This window comes from Bradyrhizobium sp., assembly GCF_016213215.1.
In the GTDB taxonomy this organism is placed as follows: Bacteria; Pseudomonadota; Alphaproteobacteria; order Rhizobiales; family Xanthobacteraceae; genus Bradyrhizobium.
The window spans coordinates 1-16,550 of sequence record NZ_JACRAW010000001.1 but is presented as its reverse complement, the minus strand read 5'-3'; the positions used below and the strand labels follow the sequence as shown (position 1 = coordinate 16,550).

18 protein-coding genes and 1 tRNA gene are annotated in these 16,550 nt (G+C 64.4%); 14 read left to right on the top strand and 5 right to left on the bottom strand.

Annotated features, from left to right (window positions below):
• Positions 1-890 precede the first annotated feature (890 nt).
• The 3 genes from HY852_RS00090 to HY852_RS27865 are packed head-to-tail and all read left to right on the top strand — an operon-like array spanning position 891 to position 2,682.
• On the top strand, positions 891-1,022 hold the full coding sequence (locus HY852_RS00090; RefSeq protein ID WP_291601474.1) for a hypothetical protein: 132 nt from the start codon (positions 891-893) through the stop codon (positions 1,020-1,022).
• A gap of 11 nt (positions 1,023-1,033) precedes the next feature.
• A complete protein-coding gene (locus HY852_RS27870; protein ID WP_367116297.1) occupies positions 1,034-1,918 on the top strand; it encodes a recombinase family protein in 885 nt (294 codons plus the stop codon).
• Positions 1,840-2,682: a recombinase zinc beta ribbon domain-containing protein gene (locus HY852_RS27865; RefSeq protein WP_367116298.1), complete on the top strand. Its 843-nt coding sequence runs from the start codon at positions 1,840-1,842 to the stop codon at positions 2,680-2,682. The genes HY852_RS27870 and HY852_RS27865 overlap by 79 nt, the downstream gene beginning before the upstream one ends.
• Here HY852_RS27865 and HY852_RS00080 read toward each other — a convergent pair.
• Positions 2,638-2,714: transfer RNA gene (locus HY852_RS00080), tRNA-Arg, on the bottom strand. The genes HY852_RS27865 and HY852_RS00080 overlap by 45 nt on opposite strands.
• A gap of 309 nt (positions 2,715-3,023) precedes the next feature.
• Positions 3,024-4,502 carry a HAMP domain-containing sensor histidine kinase gene (locus HY852_RS00075; protein ID WP_291601472.1) on the bottom strand — a complete coding sequence of 493 codons (1,479 nt, stop codon included), beginning with the start codon at positions 4,500-4,502 and terminating at the stop codon, positions 3,024-3,026.
• 350 nt (positions 4,503-4,852) lie between these two features.
• On the opposite strand from HY852_RS00075, the gene rpmH reads away from it, so the two are divergent.
• From rpmH to dapE, 11 genes are all read left to right on the top strand, one after another.
• The gene (gene rpmH / locus HY852_RS00070) at positions 4,853-4,987 is read left to right on the top strand and encodes a 50S ribosomal protein L34 (RefSeq protein ID WP_008542748.1); all 135 of its coding nucleotides are present in this window, start codon (positions 4,853-4,855) and stop codon (positions 4,985-4,987) included.
• Between the two features lie 35 nt (positions 4,988-5,022).
• On the top strand, positions 5,023-5,388 hold the full coding sequence (gene rnpA, locus HY852_RS00065; RefSeq protein WP_291601470.1) for a ribonuclease P protein component: 366 nt from the start codon (positions 5,023-5,025) through the stop codon (positions 5,386-5,388).
• Between the two features lie 11 nt (positions 5,389-5,399).
• Complete coding sequence (yidC, locus tag HY852_RS00060; RefSeq protein ID WP_291601468.1) at positions 5,400-7,259, top strand: membrane protein insertase YidC; 1,860 nt, start codon at positions 5,400-5,402, stop codon at positions 7,257-7,259.
• Positions 7,260-7,372: 113 nt separating this feature from the next.
• Positions 7,373-8,026, top strand: a complete 654-nt coding sequence (gene yihA, locus HY852_RS00055) for a ribosome biogenesis GTP-binding protein YihA/YsxC (RefSeq protein WP_291601466.1) — start codon at positions 7,373-7,375, stop codon at positions 8,024-8,026.
• 2 nt (positions 8,027-8,028) lie between these two features.
• Positions 8,029-8,397: a DUF423 domain-containing protein gene (locus HY852_RS00050; protein WP_291601464.1), complete on the top strand. Its 369-nt coding sequence runs from the start codon at positions 8,029-8,031 to the stop codon at positions 8,395-8,397.
• A gap of 148 nt (positions 8,398-8,545) precedes the next feature.
• A complete protein-coding gene (gene argB / locus HY852_RS00045) occupies positions 8,546-9,442 on the top strand; it encodes an acetylglutamate kinase (RefSeq protein ID WP_291601462.1) in 897 nt (298 codons plus the stop codon).
• 26 nt (positions 9,443-9,468) lie between these two features.
• Positions 9,469-10,512 (top strand): DUF1036 domain-containing protein, encoded by a 1,044-nt coding sequence (locus tag HY852_RS00040; RefSeq protein WP_291601461.1) that lies wholly within the window; start codon positions 9,469-9,471, stop codon positions 10,510-10,512.
• Between the two features lie 172 nt (positions 10,513-10,684).
• Positions 10,685-11,386, top strand: a complete 702-nt coding sequence (locus HY852_RS00035) for a pyrimidine 5'-nucleotidase (RefSeq protein ID WP_291601459.1) — start codon at positions 10,685-10,687, stop codon at positions 11,384-11,386.
• A gap of 70 nt (positions 11,387-11,456) precedes the next feature.
• Positions 11,457-12,302: a 2,3,4,5-tetrahydropyridine-2,6-dicarboxylate N-succinyltransferase gene (dapD, locus tag HY852_RS00030; RefSeq protein WP_291601456.1), complete on the top strand. Its 846-nt coding sequence runs from the start codon at positions 11,457-11,459 to the stop codon at positions 12,300-12,302.
• A 98-nt stretch (positions 12,303-12,400) separates the two neighbouring features.
• Positions 12,401-13,009 (top strand): DUF805 domain-containing protein, encoded by a 609-nt coding sequence (locus HY852_RS00025; RefSeq protein WP_291601454.1) that lies wholly within the window; start codon positions 12,401-12,403, stop codon positions 13,007-13,009.
• A 17-nt stretch (positions 13,010-13,026) separates the two neighbouring features.
• Complete coding sequence (gene dapE / locus HY852_RS00020; RefSeq protein ID WP_291601452.1) at positions 13,027-14,193, top strand: succinyl-diaminopimelate desuccinylase; 1,167 nt, start codon at positions 13,027-13,029, stop codon at positions 14,191-14,193.
• 49 nt (positions 14,194-14,242) lie between these two features.
• Here the strand turns inward: dapE and truA are convergent, their stop codons facing one another.
• The 3 genes from truA to def all read right to left on the bottom strand — a co-directional run.
• The gene (truA, locus tag HY852_RS00015; RefSeq protein ID WP_291601450.1) at positions 14,243-14,980 is read right to left on the bottom strand and encodes a tRNA pseudouridine(38-40) synthase TruA; all 738 of its coding nucleotides are present in this window, start codon (positions 14,978-14,980) and stop codon (positions 14,243-14,245) included.
• Positions 14,981-15,104: 124 nt separating this feature from the next.
• Positions 15,105-16,040, bottom strand: coding sequence for a methionyl-tRNA formyltransferase (gene fmt / locus HY852_RS00010; protein ID WP_291601448.1), 936 nt, complete (start codon positions 16,038-16,040; stop codon positions 15,105-15,107).
• 74 nt (positions 16,041-16,114) lie between these two features.
• On the bottom strand, positions 16,115-16,550 hold a 436-nt coding region (gene def / locus HY852_RS00005), incomplete at its 5' end, for a peptide deformylase (protein WP_291601447.1).

Below are 16,550 nucleotides of genomic sequence, written 5' to 3'. Positions count from 1 at the left end.
TGCACGTCGCGGTCGCGGCTGTGGTGAAGCTCGTGCGTTGTTGATGGAGGGAAGCAGCGATGCGTATTGTGCGAGAAGTCGAAGAAAAGCGTAGGAATGAGTTGACTTTGCCCGCCCGATTAGGAAGGCAAGATAAAAGCGGGCGCCCCCGCTCGCCCCGATCGAGTATGCAAGCATTTGTCTGCACATGGCTTTGGAGATGGCGCATGGCTGGCACAGAAAGGGCACGTGCTGGCGCCTCCAGCAGAAAAGCGTTCGGCATCAAAGCACCGGACGCCAGCCGGCGTACTCTGTCGTGCTGAAGGACCGTTCGGTCGGTCCAAGCCATGATCGCTTGGGCGAGCTCTGCTGGCCCGCGTCAGCCCGTGAAGGCTCGCGCTCCGCGCGACCGGCTCAGCCGACCGATGGGCCTTGACCGGCTGCCGACGTGCCGGCTCTTTGCTGCCAAGCGATCGCGGCTTGCTGATGCGCGAGAGCATCCGCGCCGGTGACGAAACGAATCAACCAGGATCGACGCGCAATTCGTCGTTGCCGCTCGCCTTGACCACCGCAGGGTGTCGAAAGCTATGCAGCGGCAGCGGATTGGCAAGAATGGCAAGTTGCGCTGGATACTCGCAATGTTTGCCGCGTGATTGAACTTGCAGGTGCTTCTTGCGCGACCGGCCGCCCGCACCTTGCGGCTTTTATCCTGCCTTCGGCGGCGGACCTCTGTCGCAGCACCGTGGCGTAACATGGCGTAGACATCGGCCGTTCTGTGGATCGGCCCGGCTTGCCACAGTAGCGCCATGGCCCCCGCTCACAAATCGCAGCTACGACGTCCGCCGGCCCGCGCGCCAATTGACGATCTCTACGACTACGCGCCTGCGCCCGCGCGTCCTGGTCGACGACGAATGGAGCGCGCTTCGCCGACATGGGCGGTGACGGACGATTGGCCAAAGGACGTGCCGGTGACCGAAGCTGAGATCGATGTCTTCGAAGCCTGGTTCGGCGATCTGTTCGATGAGTTGTTTGGAAAGGGCTAAGGGGCATCACCATGACTGCAACGGTTCGGGCGGCGCTCTACTTGCGGGTCTCGACGGGACGGCAAGCCGACAGCGATCTCTCCATCCCGGATCAGCGCCGCCAGGCGAAGGTCTATTGCGCCTCCCGCGGCTGGGAGATCGTCGCCGGCTATGTCGAGCCGGGCGCGTCCGCGACCGACGATCGGCGGCCGGAGTTCCAGCGCATGATCGACGCGGCGACAACTAAGCCGCCGGCATTCGACGTGATCCTGGTCCACAGCTTTAGCCGCTTCTTCCGCGATCAATTCCAGCTTGAGTTTTATGTCCGCCGGCTGGCCAAGAACGGCGTGCGCCTGGTGTCGATCACCCAGGAGCTCGGCGACGACCCGATGAGCAACATGATCCGCCAGATCATGGCGCTGTTCGACGAATACCAGTCCAAGGAGAACGCCAAGCATACGCTGCGAGCGATGAAGGAGAATGCGCGCCAAGGCTTCTGGAATGGCGCGCTGCCGCCGATCGGCTACCGCGTCGTGGAAGCGAACGAGCAGCGCGGCCACCGCACCAAGAAGACACTGGAGATCGATCCCATCCAGGCCGAGACAGTGCGACTGATCTATCGCCTGGCGCGCGAGGGAAACGGCTCATCTGGGTCGATGGGCGTCAAATCGATCGCCAAGCATCTCAACGAGTCCGGCATCCGAACCCGCGATGGCGGACGTTGGGGCGTCGATGCCGTGCACAAGGTACTGACGCGAACGACGTATGTCGGCCGCCACCGCTTCAACACCAAATTTGGAAGACCCGCGAGCGCAAACCGGAGGCCGAAGTCGTCGAAATGGCGGTGCCGCCCATTATCGACGCCGCCGAGTTCGAGGCTGTGCAGATGCTGCTCAGGACGCGCTGCCCCGCTTTGACCGCGCCGCGCGTCGTCAGCGGCCCGACCCTCCTTACCGGCATCTGCTTTTGCGCCACCTGCGGCGGGGCGATGACATTGAGGACCGGGAAGAGTGGGAGATACAGGTATTACACCTGCTCGACCAAAGCCCGGCAGGGCGAGACCGGCTGCAAGGGCCGCACCGTTCCGATGGAAAAGCTGGATAGCGTGGTAGCCGAACACATCGAGCAGCGCCTTCTGCAGCCCAAACGCCTCGAGCAAATTCTATCGGCCGTCCTTCATCGCCGCAAAGAACGCGCCGAGCGCCGAACGGCGCATATCGCCGAATTGCGCAAGCGAGCGTCCGAGGCAGAAGCCAAACTCAAGCGATTGTACGACGCCATCGAGAACGGCGTGGCTGATGTGTCCGATCCACTGCTCAAGGCCCGCGTGACCGAGCTTCAGTCCACTCGCGACCAGGCCCGTGCGGACGCAGAGCGGGCCGAGGGTGCGCTTGATCGGGCTGGGCCGAGCATCACGCCCCAGGCACTCAAGACCTTCGCCAGCCAGGCCCGCAGGCGCATGCGGACCGAATCGGGCGGTTACCGCCGCGACCACCTGCGCGCGCTGGCCCAGCGCGTGGAAGTGGACGCGAAGGAAGTGCGCATCATGGGGTCGAAAAGCGTGCTCCTGCGCACGCTTGTCGCGGCGTCCAGCGCAAAAACGGCAGGTTTTGGAGTGCCCAGTTTTGTACCGAAGTGGCGCGCCCGGAACGATTCGAACGTCCGACCCTCAGATTCGTAGTCTGATGCTCTATCCAGCTGAGCTACGGGCGCGTGTTTCGCGAAGCGACAGCGGGCGAACCCGCATGCGTTTTCCGAACAGATCGGAAGGGTTGCGAAAGAGCGCTCTAGCTAACCGCTCCGGCGCGGCTTGGCAAGGTCCGGAAAGAGGATTTGGTGCCCGGGTTAACGTCATTCCGCGCCATGCCAACCGGTCCGGCCCGTTGGCCGGCCCGATGGTAACCTCCCCGTCGAAGCCGGAATCCCGCTCAATTACCTCCGGATTCCGGGCTATCGCTTCGCGAGCCCCTGACGACGCCAAGTAACCAGGGATGACCAACTGAGTAAAAAGGCACAAGCCGGCTACGCCCGCGCCCGCTCGTTGCGGACGCTCAGCAGTTCCACCGGCCGGTCCGGGATCACGATCCGGAAGGTGGCGCCGATCGTACCCTCGACCAGATGGATGTCCCCGCCATGGGCGCGGACCAATTCCGCGGCGATCGCGAGCCCGAGCCCGCTACCGCCCGGCCGTCCAGAGGTCTGGAACGCCTCGAACAGGTGCTCGCGCATCTTGGCGGGAACGCCGGGCCCGGTGTCCGAAACCTCCAGAATGGCGACCGCGCCCTCGCGCCGGCCGGTGATCCTGATCTGCTGCGGACCGATATCGCCGGAGGGACGGCTCTCCAGCGCCTGCGCCGCGTTGCGCACGAGGTTAAGCAGGACGCGAAACAGCTGGTCCGGGTCGGCATCGATTGAAAGGCTGCGCTCGATTGCCGCGATCCAAGCGATCGAAGCGTCCGATGCAAGCCCTGCAATTTCCCGGACCTCGTCCACGACAGGCTCGAGCGGGATCATGCGCCGGTCGGGAGCCGCCTCCTGGGCGCGGCCGTAGGACAGGGTCGATTGGCAGAAGGCGATCGCCCGCTCCAGCGAGCGCACCAGTTTCGGCGCAAAGCGCTGCACCCGCGGATCGGGCACGCTGGCAAGCTGGTCGGACAGAAGCTGCGCTGAAGCGAGCAGGTTGCGCAGGTCGTGGTTGATCTTGGAGACGGCAAGGCCCAGCGCAGCGAGCCGGCTCTTCTGATTGAGCATCGACATCAGGTCGCGCTGCATGTCTGAAAGCTCGCGCTCGGCCACCCCGATCTCGTCGCCACGATTGCTCGGCACGATGATCCCTGCCGGGCTTTCGGGATTTTCGTGAAAGCCAACCAGGCTTGCAGTCAGGCGCCGCATCGGCCGCACGAACAGGTAATGGAGCGCGAGATAAACCAATGCCGCGGTCAGGACCGCGATGACCAGGGAGACCAGCACAAGGTTGCGGGAGAAGCGGTACATCGCTTGCCGCAGCGGCAATTCGTCAGTGACGACCTCGATGAAGTGGGCGCCCCCGGGGGCCGGCCCGATCACCCGGATGGCCTGGTTGCCGGTCTCCAGCATCATCTGGAAGGGACCGACGATCGCCTCCCACACCGTCATGGTGCGCATGTCGATGTCGTGGTCGATGGAGCGCGGCAGGTCGGCGCTGGCGAGCAGCCGGCGCTGCTGCCCCATCTTGATGGCGACGGCGCGAGCGCCGATGCTCTTGAGGATCTGCCGCGCCAGCGAATCCGGCACCATGCCCGAAGGCGCGGCATCCAGCACCAGGGCGGCGGTGTTGGCGGCCGCGAGGCGATCGTTCAGCCGGTTGATCCTGAAATTGGCGATCGCGGGCACATAGATCAGGATTTCCGCGATCATGACCAGCGGAATGGTGAGCAGCAGCAGCTTCCCGGACAGGCCGAGCCGGCGCGGCACGCGTGGGCGCGCAGGGTCGCTGGACGGCTGAACGTTGGTGGCTGACACGATTCTCGCCCTTGGTCGCCTTTCCTCAAGGATGCGGCCCGCCCCCGGGCCCGTCAAATTACGGATCGCTAATCTGCCGGGATCAAGTTGTAGGGTCGGCAGGGGCTAGTCGCCAGCCTCCGATCTGAAAACACCGCCCAAGCCGCGTTATTCGCTGCAAGTTGGCCGAGGCATCTGGCGAGATTGACGAAAACGGGGCGCTCCCGTATAAGCCGCGCGAATTGTCCGCGATGCCCCGGCCCGTCCGGGGGCGGCTCTTTTTGGGCCGGAAAGGGCCCGTTTTGGGCCGCATCTTCCGGACTGGATCTCAATTCAAACAGGCAGATTGCCCGGTCAGCGGAGAAAAACCCGTGAAGCGGACTTATCAACCCAGCAAACTGGTGCGCAAGCGCCGTCACGGCTTCCGCGCCCGCCTCGCCACCGCCGGCGGCCGCAAGGTCCTCGCCGCCCGCCGCGCCCGCGGCCGCAAGCGCCTGAGCGCCTGAGCCGGACCCTCATCGAACCCTTCTGGGATCTCATCATGGATCGGCTGAGGCAGCGCGCGGATTTCCTCGCCGTTGCCAATGGCGCGCGGGTGAATAGCGGCGCCTTTGTGCTGCAAGGCCGCCGCCGCGACGACAACGGCCCGATCCGGATCGGCTTTACCGTTTCCAGGAAGAACGGCACCGCCACCGAGCGCAATCGCATCCGGCGCAGGCTTCGCGAATTGGTGAAACGCCTCGAGCCAGTATCGATGCACGCCCATCATGATTATGTGCTAGTCGGGCGCCGTGCCGCGTTGACCAGCGACTTCGCGGCCATGCTCGACGACCTCCGCTCGGCGTTCCGCCGGCTCGAGCGACAGGCGACGAAGAGCCGTGCGCCCGCCGCAACCCCGATTGGATGACGAGATCTTAAATGACCGACAACCGCAATACCATTCTCGCCGTCATTCTGTCCGGACTGGTGCTGATCGCCTGGCAATATTTCTACAACGCGCCGCAGATGGAGCGGCAGCGCGCCCAAACCCAGGTCCAGACGGAACTGGCCAAGGGGTCACCGCAGGCGGGTAGCACCGCAACACCGAGCCCCACGCCGCAGGCGGGCACAACGCCTACGCCGTCCACTGCGCCCGGCGCGAGCCAGCAGCCTGTGCTGGTCGTCGCCCGCGAAGTCGCGCTGGCGGCCAATCCGCGCGTCAAGATCGACACTCCGCGCCTTGCGGGCAGTATCTCGCTGAAGGGCGCGCGCGTCGACGACGTGTCGCTGGTGCAGTACCGTGACACCGTCGATCCGAAGTCGCCCGCGATCGTGCTGTATTCGCCTTCCGGCACCGCCCAGCCCTATTACGCCGAGTTCGGCTGGGTGCCGGCCACCGGTTCGACGGTGCGGCTGCCCGACCAGAGCACGCTTTGGCAACAGGAGGGCTCCGGGTCGCTGACGCCGTCGACGCCGGTCGTGCTGAAATACGATAATGGCGAGGGCCTCACCTTCCGCCGCACCATCTCCATCGACGACCGCTACCTCTTCACCATCAAGGACGAGGTGACCAATGTCGGCAACGCGCCGGTCACGCTCTACCCTTACGCGCTGATCTCGCGCCACGGCACGCCCCAGGTCGCAGGCTACTACATCCTGCATGAAGGCCTGATCGGCTATCTCGGCGACCAGGGCCTGCAGGAATACGCCTACAAGAAGATCGACGACGCCAAGTCGGTCAGCTTCAAGGTTACCGACGGCTGGCTTGGCATCACCGACAAGTATTGGGCTTCGGCGCTCTTGCCCGACACCAATGCGCAACTCCAGGCGCGCTATTCCTCCAACCTCGTCGGCAGCACGCGGACCTACCAGACCGACTACCTCCTCGATGCCCAGACCGTCGCGATCGGCGGCACGGCGAGCGCCAATGCGCGCCTGTTCGCCGGCGCGAAGGAGGCGGGCGTCGTCGGCATCAACTTCCCGGTCTTCGGATTCGGCGGCTACACCAAGCAGCTCGGGCTCAACCATTTCGATCTGCTGATCGACTGGGGCTGGTTCTACTTCATCACCAAGCCGATGTTCCTGGGGCTCGACTTCTTCTTTCGCCTGTTGGGCAATTTCGGCATCTCGATCCTGCTCGTGACCGTGATCGTGAAGCTCCTGTTCTTCCCGCTGGCGAACAAGTCCTACGCCTCGATGGCGAAGATGAAGTCGATCCAGCCGCAGCTTCAGGCACTGAAGGAACGCTTCCCCGACGACAAGGTGAAGCAGCAGCAGGAGATGATGGAGATCTACCGCAAGGAGAAGATCAACCCGGTCGCCGGCTGTCTTCCCGTCTTGATCCAGATCCCGGTGTTCTTCGCGCTGTACAAGGTGCTGTTCGTCACCATCGAAATGCGGCACGCCCCGTTCTACGGCTGGATCAAGGATCTCTCGGCGCCGGACCCGACCAATCTGTTCAATCTGTTCGGGCTGTTGCCGTTCGATCCGACACTGATCCCCGTTTTCGGGCCGTACCTCGCACTCGGCATCTGGCCGATCATCATGGGCATCACGATGTGGTTCCAGATGAAGCTGAACCCGACGCCGCCCGACCCGACGCAGAAGATGATCTTCGACTGGATGCCGCTCATCTTCACCTTCATGCTGGCGGGCTTCCCGGCGGGACTCGTGATCTACTGGGCGTGGAACAACCTGCTCTCGGTGCTGCAGCAGAGCTTCATCATGCGCCGCAATGGCGTAAAGGTGGAGCTCTTCGACAATCTCAAGGCGACGTTCTCGCCGAAGAAGGCGACGTAACGCCGTCATTGCGAGAAGCGAAGCGACGAAGCAATTCAGACTATTTCCGAGGTGGAAGTCTGGATTGCTTTGCTTCGCTCGCAATGACGGGGCAGCAAGCTGAAAGCCTTCCCATGACCACCGACACCGACGCAGAGCTGATCGAACGGGGACGAAAGCTGTTCGCGGGCGAGTGGCAGTTCATCTGGGCCGCGCCCACGATCGAGGCGCTGCCGCCGATGGAAGGGCTCGAAATTGCATTCGCCGGCCGCTCAAATGTCGGCAAGTCCAGCCTGATCAATGCGCTGACCGGCCGCAACAATCTCGCCCGCACCTCGCATACGCCCGGCCGCACCCAGGAACTGATCTTCTTCAAGGGCCCGGCAAAGGCCGGCCTGCACCTGGTCGACATGCCCGGCTACGGCTATGCCGAGGCCCCCAAGACCAAGGTCGCCTCGTGGACCACGCTGATCCACAAATTCCTCCAGGGCCGCAGCAATCTCGCGCGCGTCTACGTGCTGATCGATGCGCGCCACGGCATCAAGGAGGTCGATCTGGACGTCTTGAAGACGCTCGACCGTGCCGCCGTGAGCTATCAGGTCATCCTCACCAAGGCCGACCAGGTGACGGCTTCCGAGCTTGACGCCCGCATCAAGGAGACCGAGGCTGCGCTCGCGAAGCATCCGGCCGCTTTCCCGCAGGTTCTCGCGACCTCCTCGCGGTCCGGAGCCGGAATGGCCGAGCTGCGCGCCGTCGTGGCGCGCCTGTTGGAAGAACGGGGCACCTGATCTTGCACAGCTTCCAAATTCTCGTCGCGCTGGCCGGAATCATGGGCGCGTCCGGCGTGATGCTCGCAGCAGCTTCCGCGCATGGGTCGGATGCGGGCAATCTTGCTCCGGCAAGCGCGATGCTGCTGGTTCATGCCGCGGCGGTACTGGCGGCCGCGGCGCTGGCCGAGCGCGGTGTCGTTCACGTGCGGATCGGTGTCGTGGCGGGTTTCGGCCTCCTGATCGGGGCGGCCCTGTTCGCGGGCTCTGTCGCCTTGCGGCACTATACCGGCTATCGGCCGTTTCCGTTCGCCGCCCCCACCGGCGGTGCGATCATGATCGTGAGCTGGCTCACCCTGGGGATCGCGGCGGCGTTGCCGCGGTGGAAATAGCGTCAGAGAAGATAGGTTTAGGCTTTGGTCGCCGCGTCGGTGGTGCCAACCTCTGCCATTGGGAGAGGTGACCGAACATCACCGCTTTGCGCGCCGCCGCCAATCGGATAGAACGCGCCCGACCTTTTCCGCCAGCGAGACCCGCCTCATGACCGACGCGTCGAACATCAGCCCGCTCGATCAGGCCCGCATCCTGTCCGAAGCGCTGCCGCATATGCAGCAATATGACGAAGAAACCATCGTCATCAAATATGGCGGCCACGCCATGGGTGACGAGGAGACCGCCAAGAATTTCGCCCGTGACATCGTGCTTCTGGAGCAGACCGCGATCAACCCGGTGGTGATACATGGCGGCGGACCACAGATTGCGTCGATGCTCAAGCGGCTTGGTATCCAGTCGGAATTCGCCGCGGGCCTGCGCATCACCGACGCCGCCACCATCGAGATCGTCGAGATGGTACTGGCCGGCTCGATCAACAAGCAGCTCGTCGGCTACATCAACGAGGCCGGCGGCAAGGCCGTCGGCCTGTGCGGCAAGGACGGCAACATGGTCATGGCCGTGAAGGCGGCGCGCACCATGGTCGACCCGGATTCGAACATCGAAAAGGTGATCGACCTCGGCTTCGTCGGTGAACCCGAGAAGGTCGACCTGACCCTGCTCAACCAGCTAATCGGCCATGAGCTGATCCCCGTCCTGGCGCCATTGGCGACGTCGAAGACCGGGCATACCTTCAACGTCAACGCCGACACCTTCGCCGGCGCGGTCGCCGGCGCGCTCAAGGCGAAGCGCCTGCTGCTGCTGACCGACGTTCCGGGCGTGCTCGACAAATCCAAGAAGCTCATCCCGGAACTGTCGGTAAAGGATGCCCGCAAGCTGATCGCCGACGGCACCATTTCCGGCGGCATGATCCCCAAGGTCGAGACCTGCATCTACGCGCTCGAACAGGGCGTGCAGGGCGTCGTCATTATCGACGGCAAGATGCCGCACGCGGTGCTGCTTGAACTCTTCACCAACCAGGGCACAGGCACGCTGATCCACAAGTGATGCGGCAACGCGCAAGGAAAGGCGTCATGGCCGGGCGGAGAGTGAATCAGCGGCGCACGTCCGCACTCGCTCCAACCTTGACGGCGCTTGGTGCCGCCGCGTTCTCGTTCCTTCTCTCCTCCGCGCCGGCCCTTGCCGACCTGAAGATCTGCAACCGCATGAGCTACGTGGTGGAAGCGGCGATCGGCGTCGACGACAAGGCCGCGACCGCGACGCGTGGCTGGTTCCGCATCGATCCCGCGGCCTGCCGTACCGTGGTCCAGGGCACGTTGACCGCCGACCGCATCCTGCTCAATGCCCGCGCACTCGGCGTCTACGGCTCCTCGCCGATCCCGCAGAACGGCGGCGATACCTTGTGCATCGCGCAGGACAATTTCGTGATTGCGGCGGCGCGCCAGTGCCGCGGCAACCAGACGCCCGCACCGTTCACGCAGATCACCCCGACGCGGGCTGACGACGGCAATCTGGTCGCCTACCTTGCCGAGGACTCCGAATATGACGACGAGCAGGCGCGGCTCGCCGGCATCCAGCGGCTTCTGGTAATCGCGGGCTTCGATGCGGCCCCGATCGACGGCGTCGACGGCCCGAAGACGCAGGCCGCGCTCACCGCCTTCCTGAAGAGCCGCGGGCTCAACTCCGACGTCGTTCAGTCGCCGAACTTCTTCAAGATCATGATCGAAGCGGTACAGGCGCCCTCGCCGACCGGCCTCACCTGGTGCAACGACACCCCGCACAAGGTCATGGCGGCGATTGCGACCGACGACGGCAAGGCAGTGACCAGCCGCGGCTGGTACCGCATCGATCCCGGCAAATGCCTGCACCCCGACGTCGCGGGCCAGCCCAAGCAGATCTATAGTTTTGCCGAAGCGGTCGACGGCGACAATCGCGCGATCAGCTACAGGAACAAGCCGCTGAACTGGGGCGGCACGACGCAGCTCTGCACGCGCGAAACCAAGTTCGAGACCAACGAGCAGGCCGATTGCGCCGCCCGCGGCTTTTCGGCGACCGACTTTGCCGGCGTCGACATGTCGGGCGGCGGCAAGACGCTGCGCTTTGCGATGCCGCGATGATGTTGACGGTGCTGGCACCACAACGACCACTGTCGCCCCCGCGCAGGCGGGGGCCCATAATCACAGGCGGTCGATATGGGGAAGGCTTTGGCCACTGTCGAGCCAGCAATAAGCGCCTGTGGTTATGGGTCCCGGGTCGCGCTTCGCTTGCCCGGGACGACAGGTTGAAACAATGAAGACGCCCCGCTCGTTCGCGCGCATCGAAACCTGGGTTTTCGATCTCGACAACACGCTCTATCCGCATCACGTCAACCTGTGGCAGCAGGTCGACACACGGATACGCGAATTCGTCGCCGCGTGGCTGAACGTGTCGTCGGAGGAAGCGTTTCGGATCCAGAAGGATTACTACCGCCGCTTTGGCACCACCATGCGCGGCATGATGACCCTGCACGGCGTGCATGCCGACGACTTTCTCGCCTATGTGCACCGCATTGACCATTCGCCGCTGGAGCCGAACCCGGCTCTCGGCGCGGCGATCGCAAGACTCCCCGGACGCAAGCTGATCCTGACCAACGGCTCGACCGACCATGTCGATGCGGTGCTGGCGCGGCTCGGCATTGGCGAGCATTTCGAGGCCGTGTTCGACATCATCGCCGCGGAGCTCGAGCCGAAGCCGGCGCCGCAGACCTACCAGAGGTTCCTCGCGGCCCATTCAGTCGACCCCACCAAAGCGGCGATGTTCGAGGATCTCGCCCGCAACCTCGTGATCCCGCATCAGCTCGGCATGGCCACGGTGCTGGTCGTACCCGACGGCACCAAGGAAGTCGTGCGCGAGGATTGGGAGCTCGAGGGCCGGGACGAGGCCCACGTCGACTACGTCACGGACGACCTGACGGGGTTCTTGGAGGAGTTGGCGAAGCAGAACCCTGCTTGACTCTCCCCGCCCAAATCCGGACAAAGCCCGTCAATTCACCGCCAGAATCCGTCCGCCGGAGGAAATCCCGATGTCCCATTCAGCCCTCGAATCCACCATCAACAGCGCTTTCGATGCACGTGACGGCATCTCGACCTCGACGAAGGGCGAGGTGCGCGAGGCGGTGGATCACGCGCTCGAACTGCTCGACGAGGGCAAGGCGCGCGTGGCCGAACGCGAGGCGAGCGGCAAGTGGAAGGTCAATCAATGGCTGAAGAAGGCGGTGCTGCTTTCCTTCCGCCTCAACGACATGAGTGCCATTCCCGGCGGTCCCGGCAAGGCCTCGTGGTGGGACAAGGTGCCGTCGAAGTTCGATGGATGGGGCGAGAACCGCTTTCGCGAAGCGGGCTTTCGCGCCGTGCCCGGCGCCATCGTGCGGCGCTCGGCTTTCATCGCCAGGAACGTCGTGCTGATGCCGTCGTTCGTCAATCTCGGCGCCTACGTCGATGAAGCCACCATGGTCGATACCTGGTCCACGGTCGGCTCGTGCGCCCAGATCGGCAAGCGCGTGCACATCTCCGGCGGCGTCGGCATCGGCGGCGTGCTCGAGCCGTTGCAGGCCGAACCCGTGATCGTCGAGGACGATTGCTTCATTGGCGCGCGCAGCGAGGTTGCCGAAGGCGTGATCGTGCGCAAGGGCGCGGTTCTGTCGATGGGCGTGTTCCTCGGCGCCTCGACCAAGATCGTCGATCGCGAGACCGGCGAGATCTTCGTCGGCGAGGTGCCGGAGTATTCGGTGGTGGTGCCCGGCACGCTGCCGGCAAAGCCGCTGAAGAACGGCCAACCGGGACCTGCGACCGCCTGCGCCGTCATCGTCAAGCGGGTCGACGAGCGAACCCGCGCCAAGACCAGCATCAACGAACTGCTGCGGGACTGAGACTGAATTCGCGGCAGCAACGGTCCCAGAATTTCGAACCAGGCATCCAGTCGGATCGACCAATAACCGGTAGCGCTTACGCCGCCGGGAGGTCGTGCATGGACTGGGCCTGGTATCTGTTTCGCTTCGACGGTCGCATCAGCCGCGCGAGGTTCTGGCTGGCGATGCTGATCATGATCTGCTGGATGATCTTGCTTATCGCGATCATCGCCGCTGTTCGCGGGTTGTTCGGCGGTCCCGCGGCCTTCAAGTTCGATGCCTTCGAACTCCTTGATCCCGCCACCTACCGATCACTGTCCGTGACCGGTCTCCCCATCCTGCTCGCGAAATTGATTCTGAGCGTGCTGTTCTTGTGGGTTTACTTCGCGACCTCCATCAAGCGGCTGCATGACCGCGACAAGAGCGGATGGTGGATCGCGGCCTACTTCGTCTTTCCCGCACTCTACCAGCAGTTTGCGGACCGGCTTCCCGATTCCTGGCTCGATTTGCCGCTGGCGCTGGCGGCCGTGATGCTGAGCTTCTGGGGCTTCATCGAGATGGCTTGCCTGCGCGGCACTCCGCGAACCAACCGGTTTGGTCCTGACCCGTTACCCAAGATCAGGACGAGCCCGCGCGGCAGCGCCAGGTCCACCTCGCACTCGACGAGCTGGGATCAGCACAGCAAACTGGAATTTGTGCCGCACAAAGCTGGCCCACCCGCGCTGTGACATGTTAAGCGAAGGGCATGACCGATGCCCTTTCCATTGCCCGCGATCTCATCCGCTGCCCTTCGGTAACCCCGGCCGATGCCGGCGCGCTGGGGGTGCTCGAAAACGTCCTCAAGGCCGCCGGCTTCACCTGCCACCGTGTCACCTTCAGCGAGCCCGGTACCGCCGACGTCGACAATCTCTATGCCCGCATCGGGACCGAGGCGCCGCATATCACCTTCGCCGGCCATACCGACGTGGTGCCGCCAGGAGATGAAAGCGCCTGGAGCCATGGTGCTTTTTCGGGCGAGGTGAAGGACGGCTTTCTTTACGGCCGCGGCGCGGTCGACATGAAGGGCGGCATCGCCTGCAGCGTCGCTGCGGTGCTGGAGCATCTTGCGGCCAATCGTGGCATGCCGCGCCAGGACGGCAAGGGTTCGGTCTCGTTCCTGATCACCGGCGATGAGGAAGACGTTTCCATCAACGGCACGATCAAGCTGCTGCAATGGGCCGCCGCGCGCGGCGAGAAGTTCGATCATTGCGTATTGGGCGAGCCGTCCAATGTCGAGGTGCTGGGCGACACCATCAAGGTCGGCCGACGCGGCTCGCAATCCGGCACGCTCTACGTCGATGGCGTACAGGGCCACGTCGCATATCCGCACCGCGCCACCAATCCGGTGCCGGACATTTCCCGTCTGATCGTGGCGCTGAGCGATGAGCCGCTCGACCATGGCAGCGCGCAGTTCCAGGCCTCGAACCTGGAGTTCGTTTCCGTCGACGTCGGCAATCCCGCCTTCAATGTCATTCCGGGACAGGCCCGCGCCCGGTTCAATATCCGTTACAACGACAACCACACGCAGGATTCGCTGCGGCGCTTAGTCGAGGAGCGGCTGGCGAAGGCCTGCGGCAACCGCATCCGCGCGCGCATCGCCTGGGAGCAGTCAAACTCCGACGTCTTCGTCACCAAGCCCGGTCCGTTCACTGATCTGGCGGTTGCCGCGATCGAGGAAGTCACGGGCCGCAAGCCGGAGCTCTCGACCTCGGGCGGCACCTCGGACGCCCGCTTCATCTCCAGCTCCTGCCCGGTGATCGAGTTCGGCCTCGTCGGCCAGACCATGCACCAGGTCAACGAGCGCACGACGGTTGTCGACCTGGAGAAGCTGACCAAGGTCTATCGCGGGATATTGGCAAGGTATTTCGCTTGAGCTTCCTCCCTCTCCCCGCTAGCGGGGCGAGGTGAAGGAATCCCCTAAACTAATACTCCACCTTCACCAGATAGAGCCCTTCCGGCGGGGCGACCTGGCCGCAGGCGGCGCGGTTGCGGGCTGCCAGCGCAGCCGAGAGATCGTCGGCGCTCCAGCGGCCCTCGCCGACCCAGACCAACGAGCCCACCATCGAGCGCACTTGGCTGTGCAGGAATGAACGCGCCGAGGTGATGACCGTGATGGCGTCGCCATCCCTGATGACGTCCAGCTGGTCCAGTGTCTTGTCCGGCGACTTGGCCTGGCATTCGGTGTGGCGGAAGGTCGTGAAATCGTGCTTGCCGACCAGGCGCTGGGCTGCGGTGTGCATCGCGTCGCTGTCGAGCCTGCGCGGAATGCGCCAGGCGCGGCCGATGTCCAGCGCGAGATTGGCCCTGCGATTGACGATGCGATAGCGGTAGTGCCGTTTCCGCGCCGAGAAGCGCGCCTCGAACGTGTCGGGCACGATCTCCGCATCCAGCACGCCGATCGGAAGCGGCCGAAGATGGGCGTTGAGGCCGTCGCGCAGGCGGTCCGGCGCAAACGGCTTCTCGATGTCGCAATGAGCGACCTGCCCGAGCGCGTGGACGCCGGCATCGGTGCGGCCGGCGCCATGCACGCGCACCTCCTCGCCGCTCATCGCCTTCACCGCGGCTTCGAGCGCGCCCTGCACCGAAGGCAGCTTTTCCTGAAGCTGCCAGCCGCAGAACGGCGCGCCGTCATATTCGATGGTGAGCTTGTAGCGGGGCATCCAGTCAATCTATCTCGGTCGTCATTGCCGGCTTGACCCGGCAATCCATCTCAAGACTCTTGTGAAGACAGATGGATACGCGGGTCAAGCCCGCGTATGACGGTTTGAACGCGCTTTTGCAGTCTCAGCCAAACCTCGCGCCGGCCATTACCGGCGTGCCGCGCAAAAAGTCCGCCGCCTTCATCCGCGCCTTGCCCTCGCGCTGCAGCTCGACGATGCGGATCGCGTTGTCGCCACAGGCCACGCCGAGGCGGTCGTCCAGAACCTCGCCCGGCGCGCCGGAGCCGGCGACCAGCTCGCAGCGCAGGATCTTGATGCGCGCGTTGTCGCCTTCGCCGGCAAATTCGCTCCAGGCGCCGGGAAAGGGCGACAGGCCATGGATATGGCGCAGCACTTGTCGTGCAGGCTTATTCCAGTCGATACGCGACTCGGTCTTGTCGATCTTGGCCGCGTAGGCAAGGCCATCCTCGCTCTGTCCGGTGAGTTGCAGTGCGCCGCGCTCGAGCGCCGCCATCGCCCGCACCATGAGGTCGGCGCCGAGCCGCGCCAGGCGGTCGTGCAGATCGGCCGCGGTCATTGCATCGGTGATTGCGATGCGCTCGGCCATGGCGATATCGCCGGTATCGAGGCCGATATCCATCTTCATGACCATGACGCCGGTCTCGGCATCGCCCGCCATGATGGCACGATTGATCGGCGCCGCCCCCCGCCACCGCGGCAACAGCGAAGCATGCAGGTTGAAGCAGCCGAGCCTTGGTGCATCCAGGATCGCCTGCGGCAGGATCATGCCGTAGGCGACGACGACGGCCGCGTCGGCGTTGTGGGCGCGAAACTCTTCCTGCGCCTCCGGCGTCTTCAGCGTCTTGGGCGTCAGCACCGGAATGCCGAGCCGCCGCGCCGCCTGCTCGACCGGCGTCGGCTGCAGTTGCAGGCCGCGACGCCCACCGGGCTTCGGCGCGCGGGTATAGACCGCCGCGATGTCGTGGCCGTGGCCCGCCAGTTCGAGCAGCGTCGGCACGGCGAAGTCGGGCGTGCCCATGAAGATCAGGCGGAGGGGCATGAAGAGGACAACCTCCAAAAAGAGCACGTACCGTCATGGCCGGGATCGTCCCGGCCATGACGACCGAAATTGGTCTACTCCCCCACGCGCTTGGCGACCTTGGAGAACTTCTTCATCACGCGGTCGCGCTTGAGCTTCGACAGATAGTCGATGAACAGCACGCCATTGAGATGATCGATCTCGTGCTGGATGCAGGTGGCGTAGAGCCCTTCGGCATCCTCCTCGTGGACCTTGCCGTCGAGGTCGACGAAGCGCACGCGCACCCGCGCCGGCCGCTCGACCTCCTCGTAGTATTCGGGGATCGACAGGCAGCCTTCTTCGTAGACCGACGTCTCTTCCGAGCGCGACAGGATCTCCGGATTGATGAATACGCGCGGCTGCGGCTTGGTCTCGCCGTCCTCGCCCTTCTTCGCGAGATCCATGGTGATCAGCCGCACGGGCTGCGCGACCTGGATCGCCGCAAGCCCGATGCCCGGGGCGGCATACATGGTCTCGAACATGTCGTCCGCG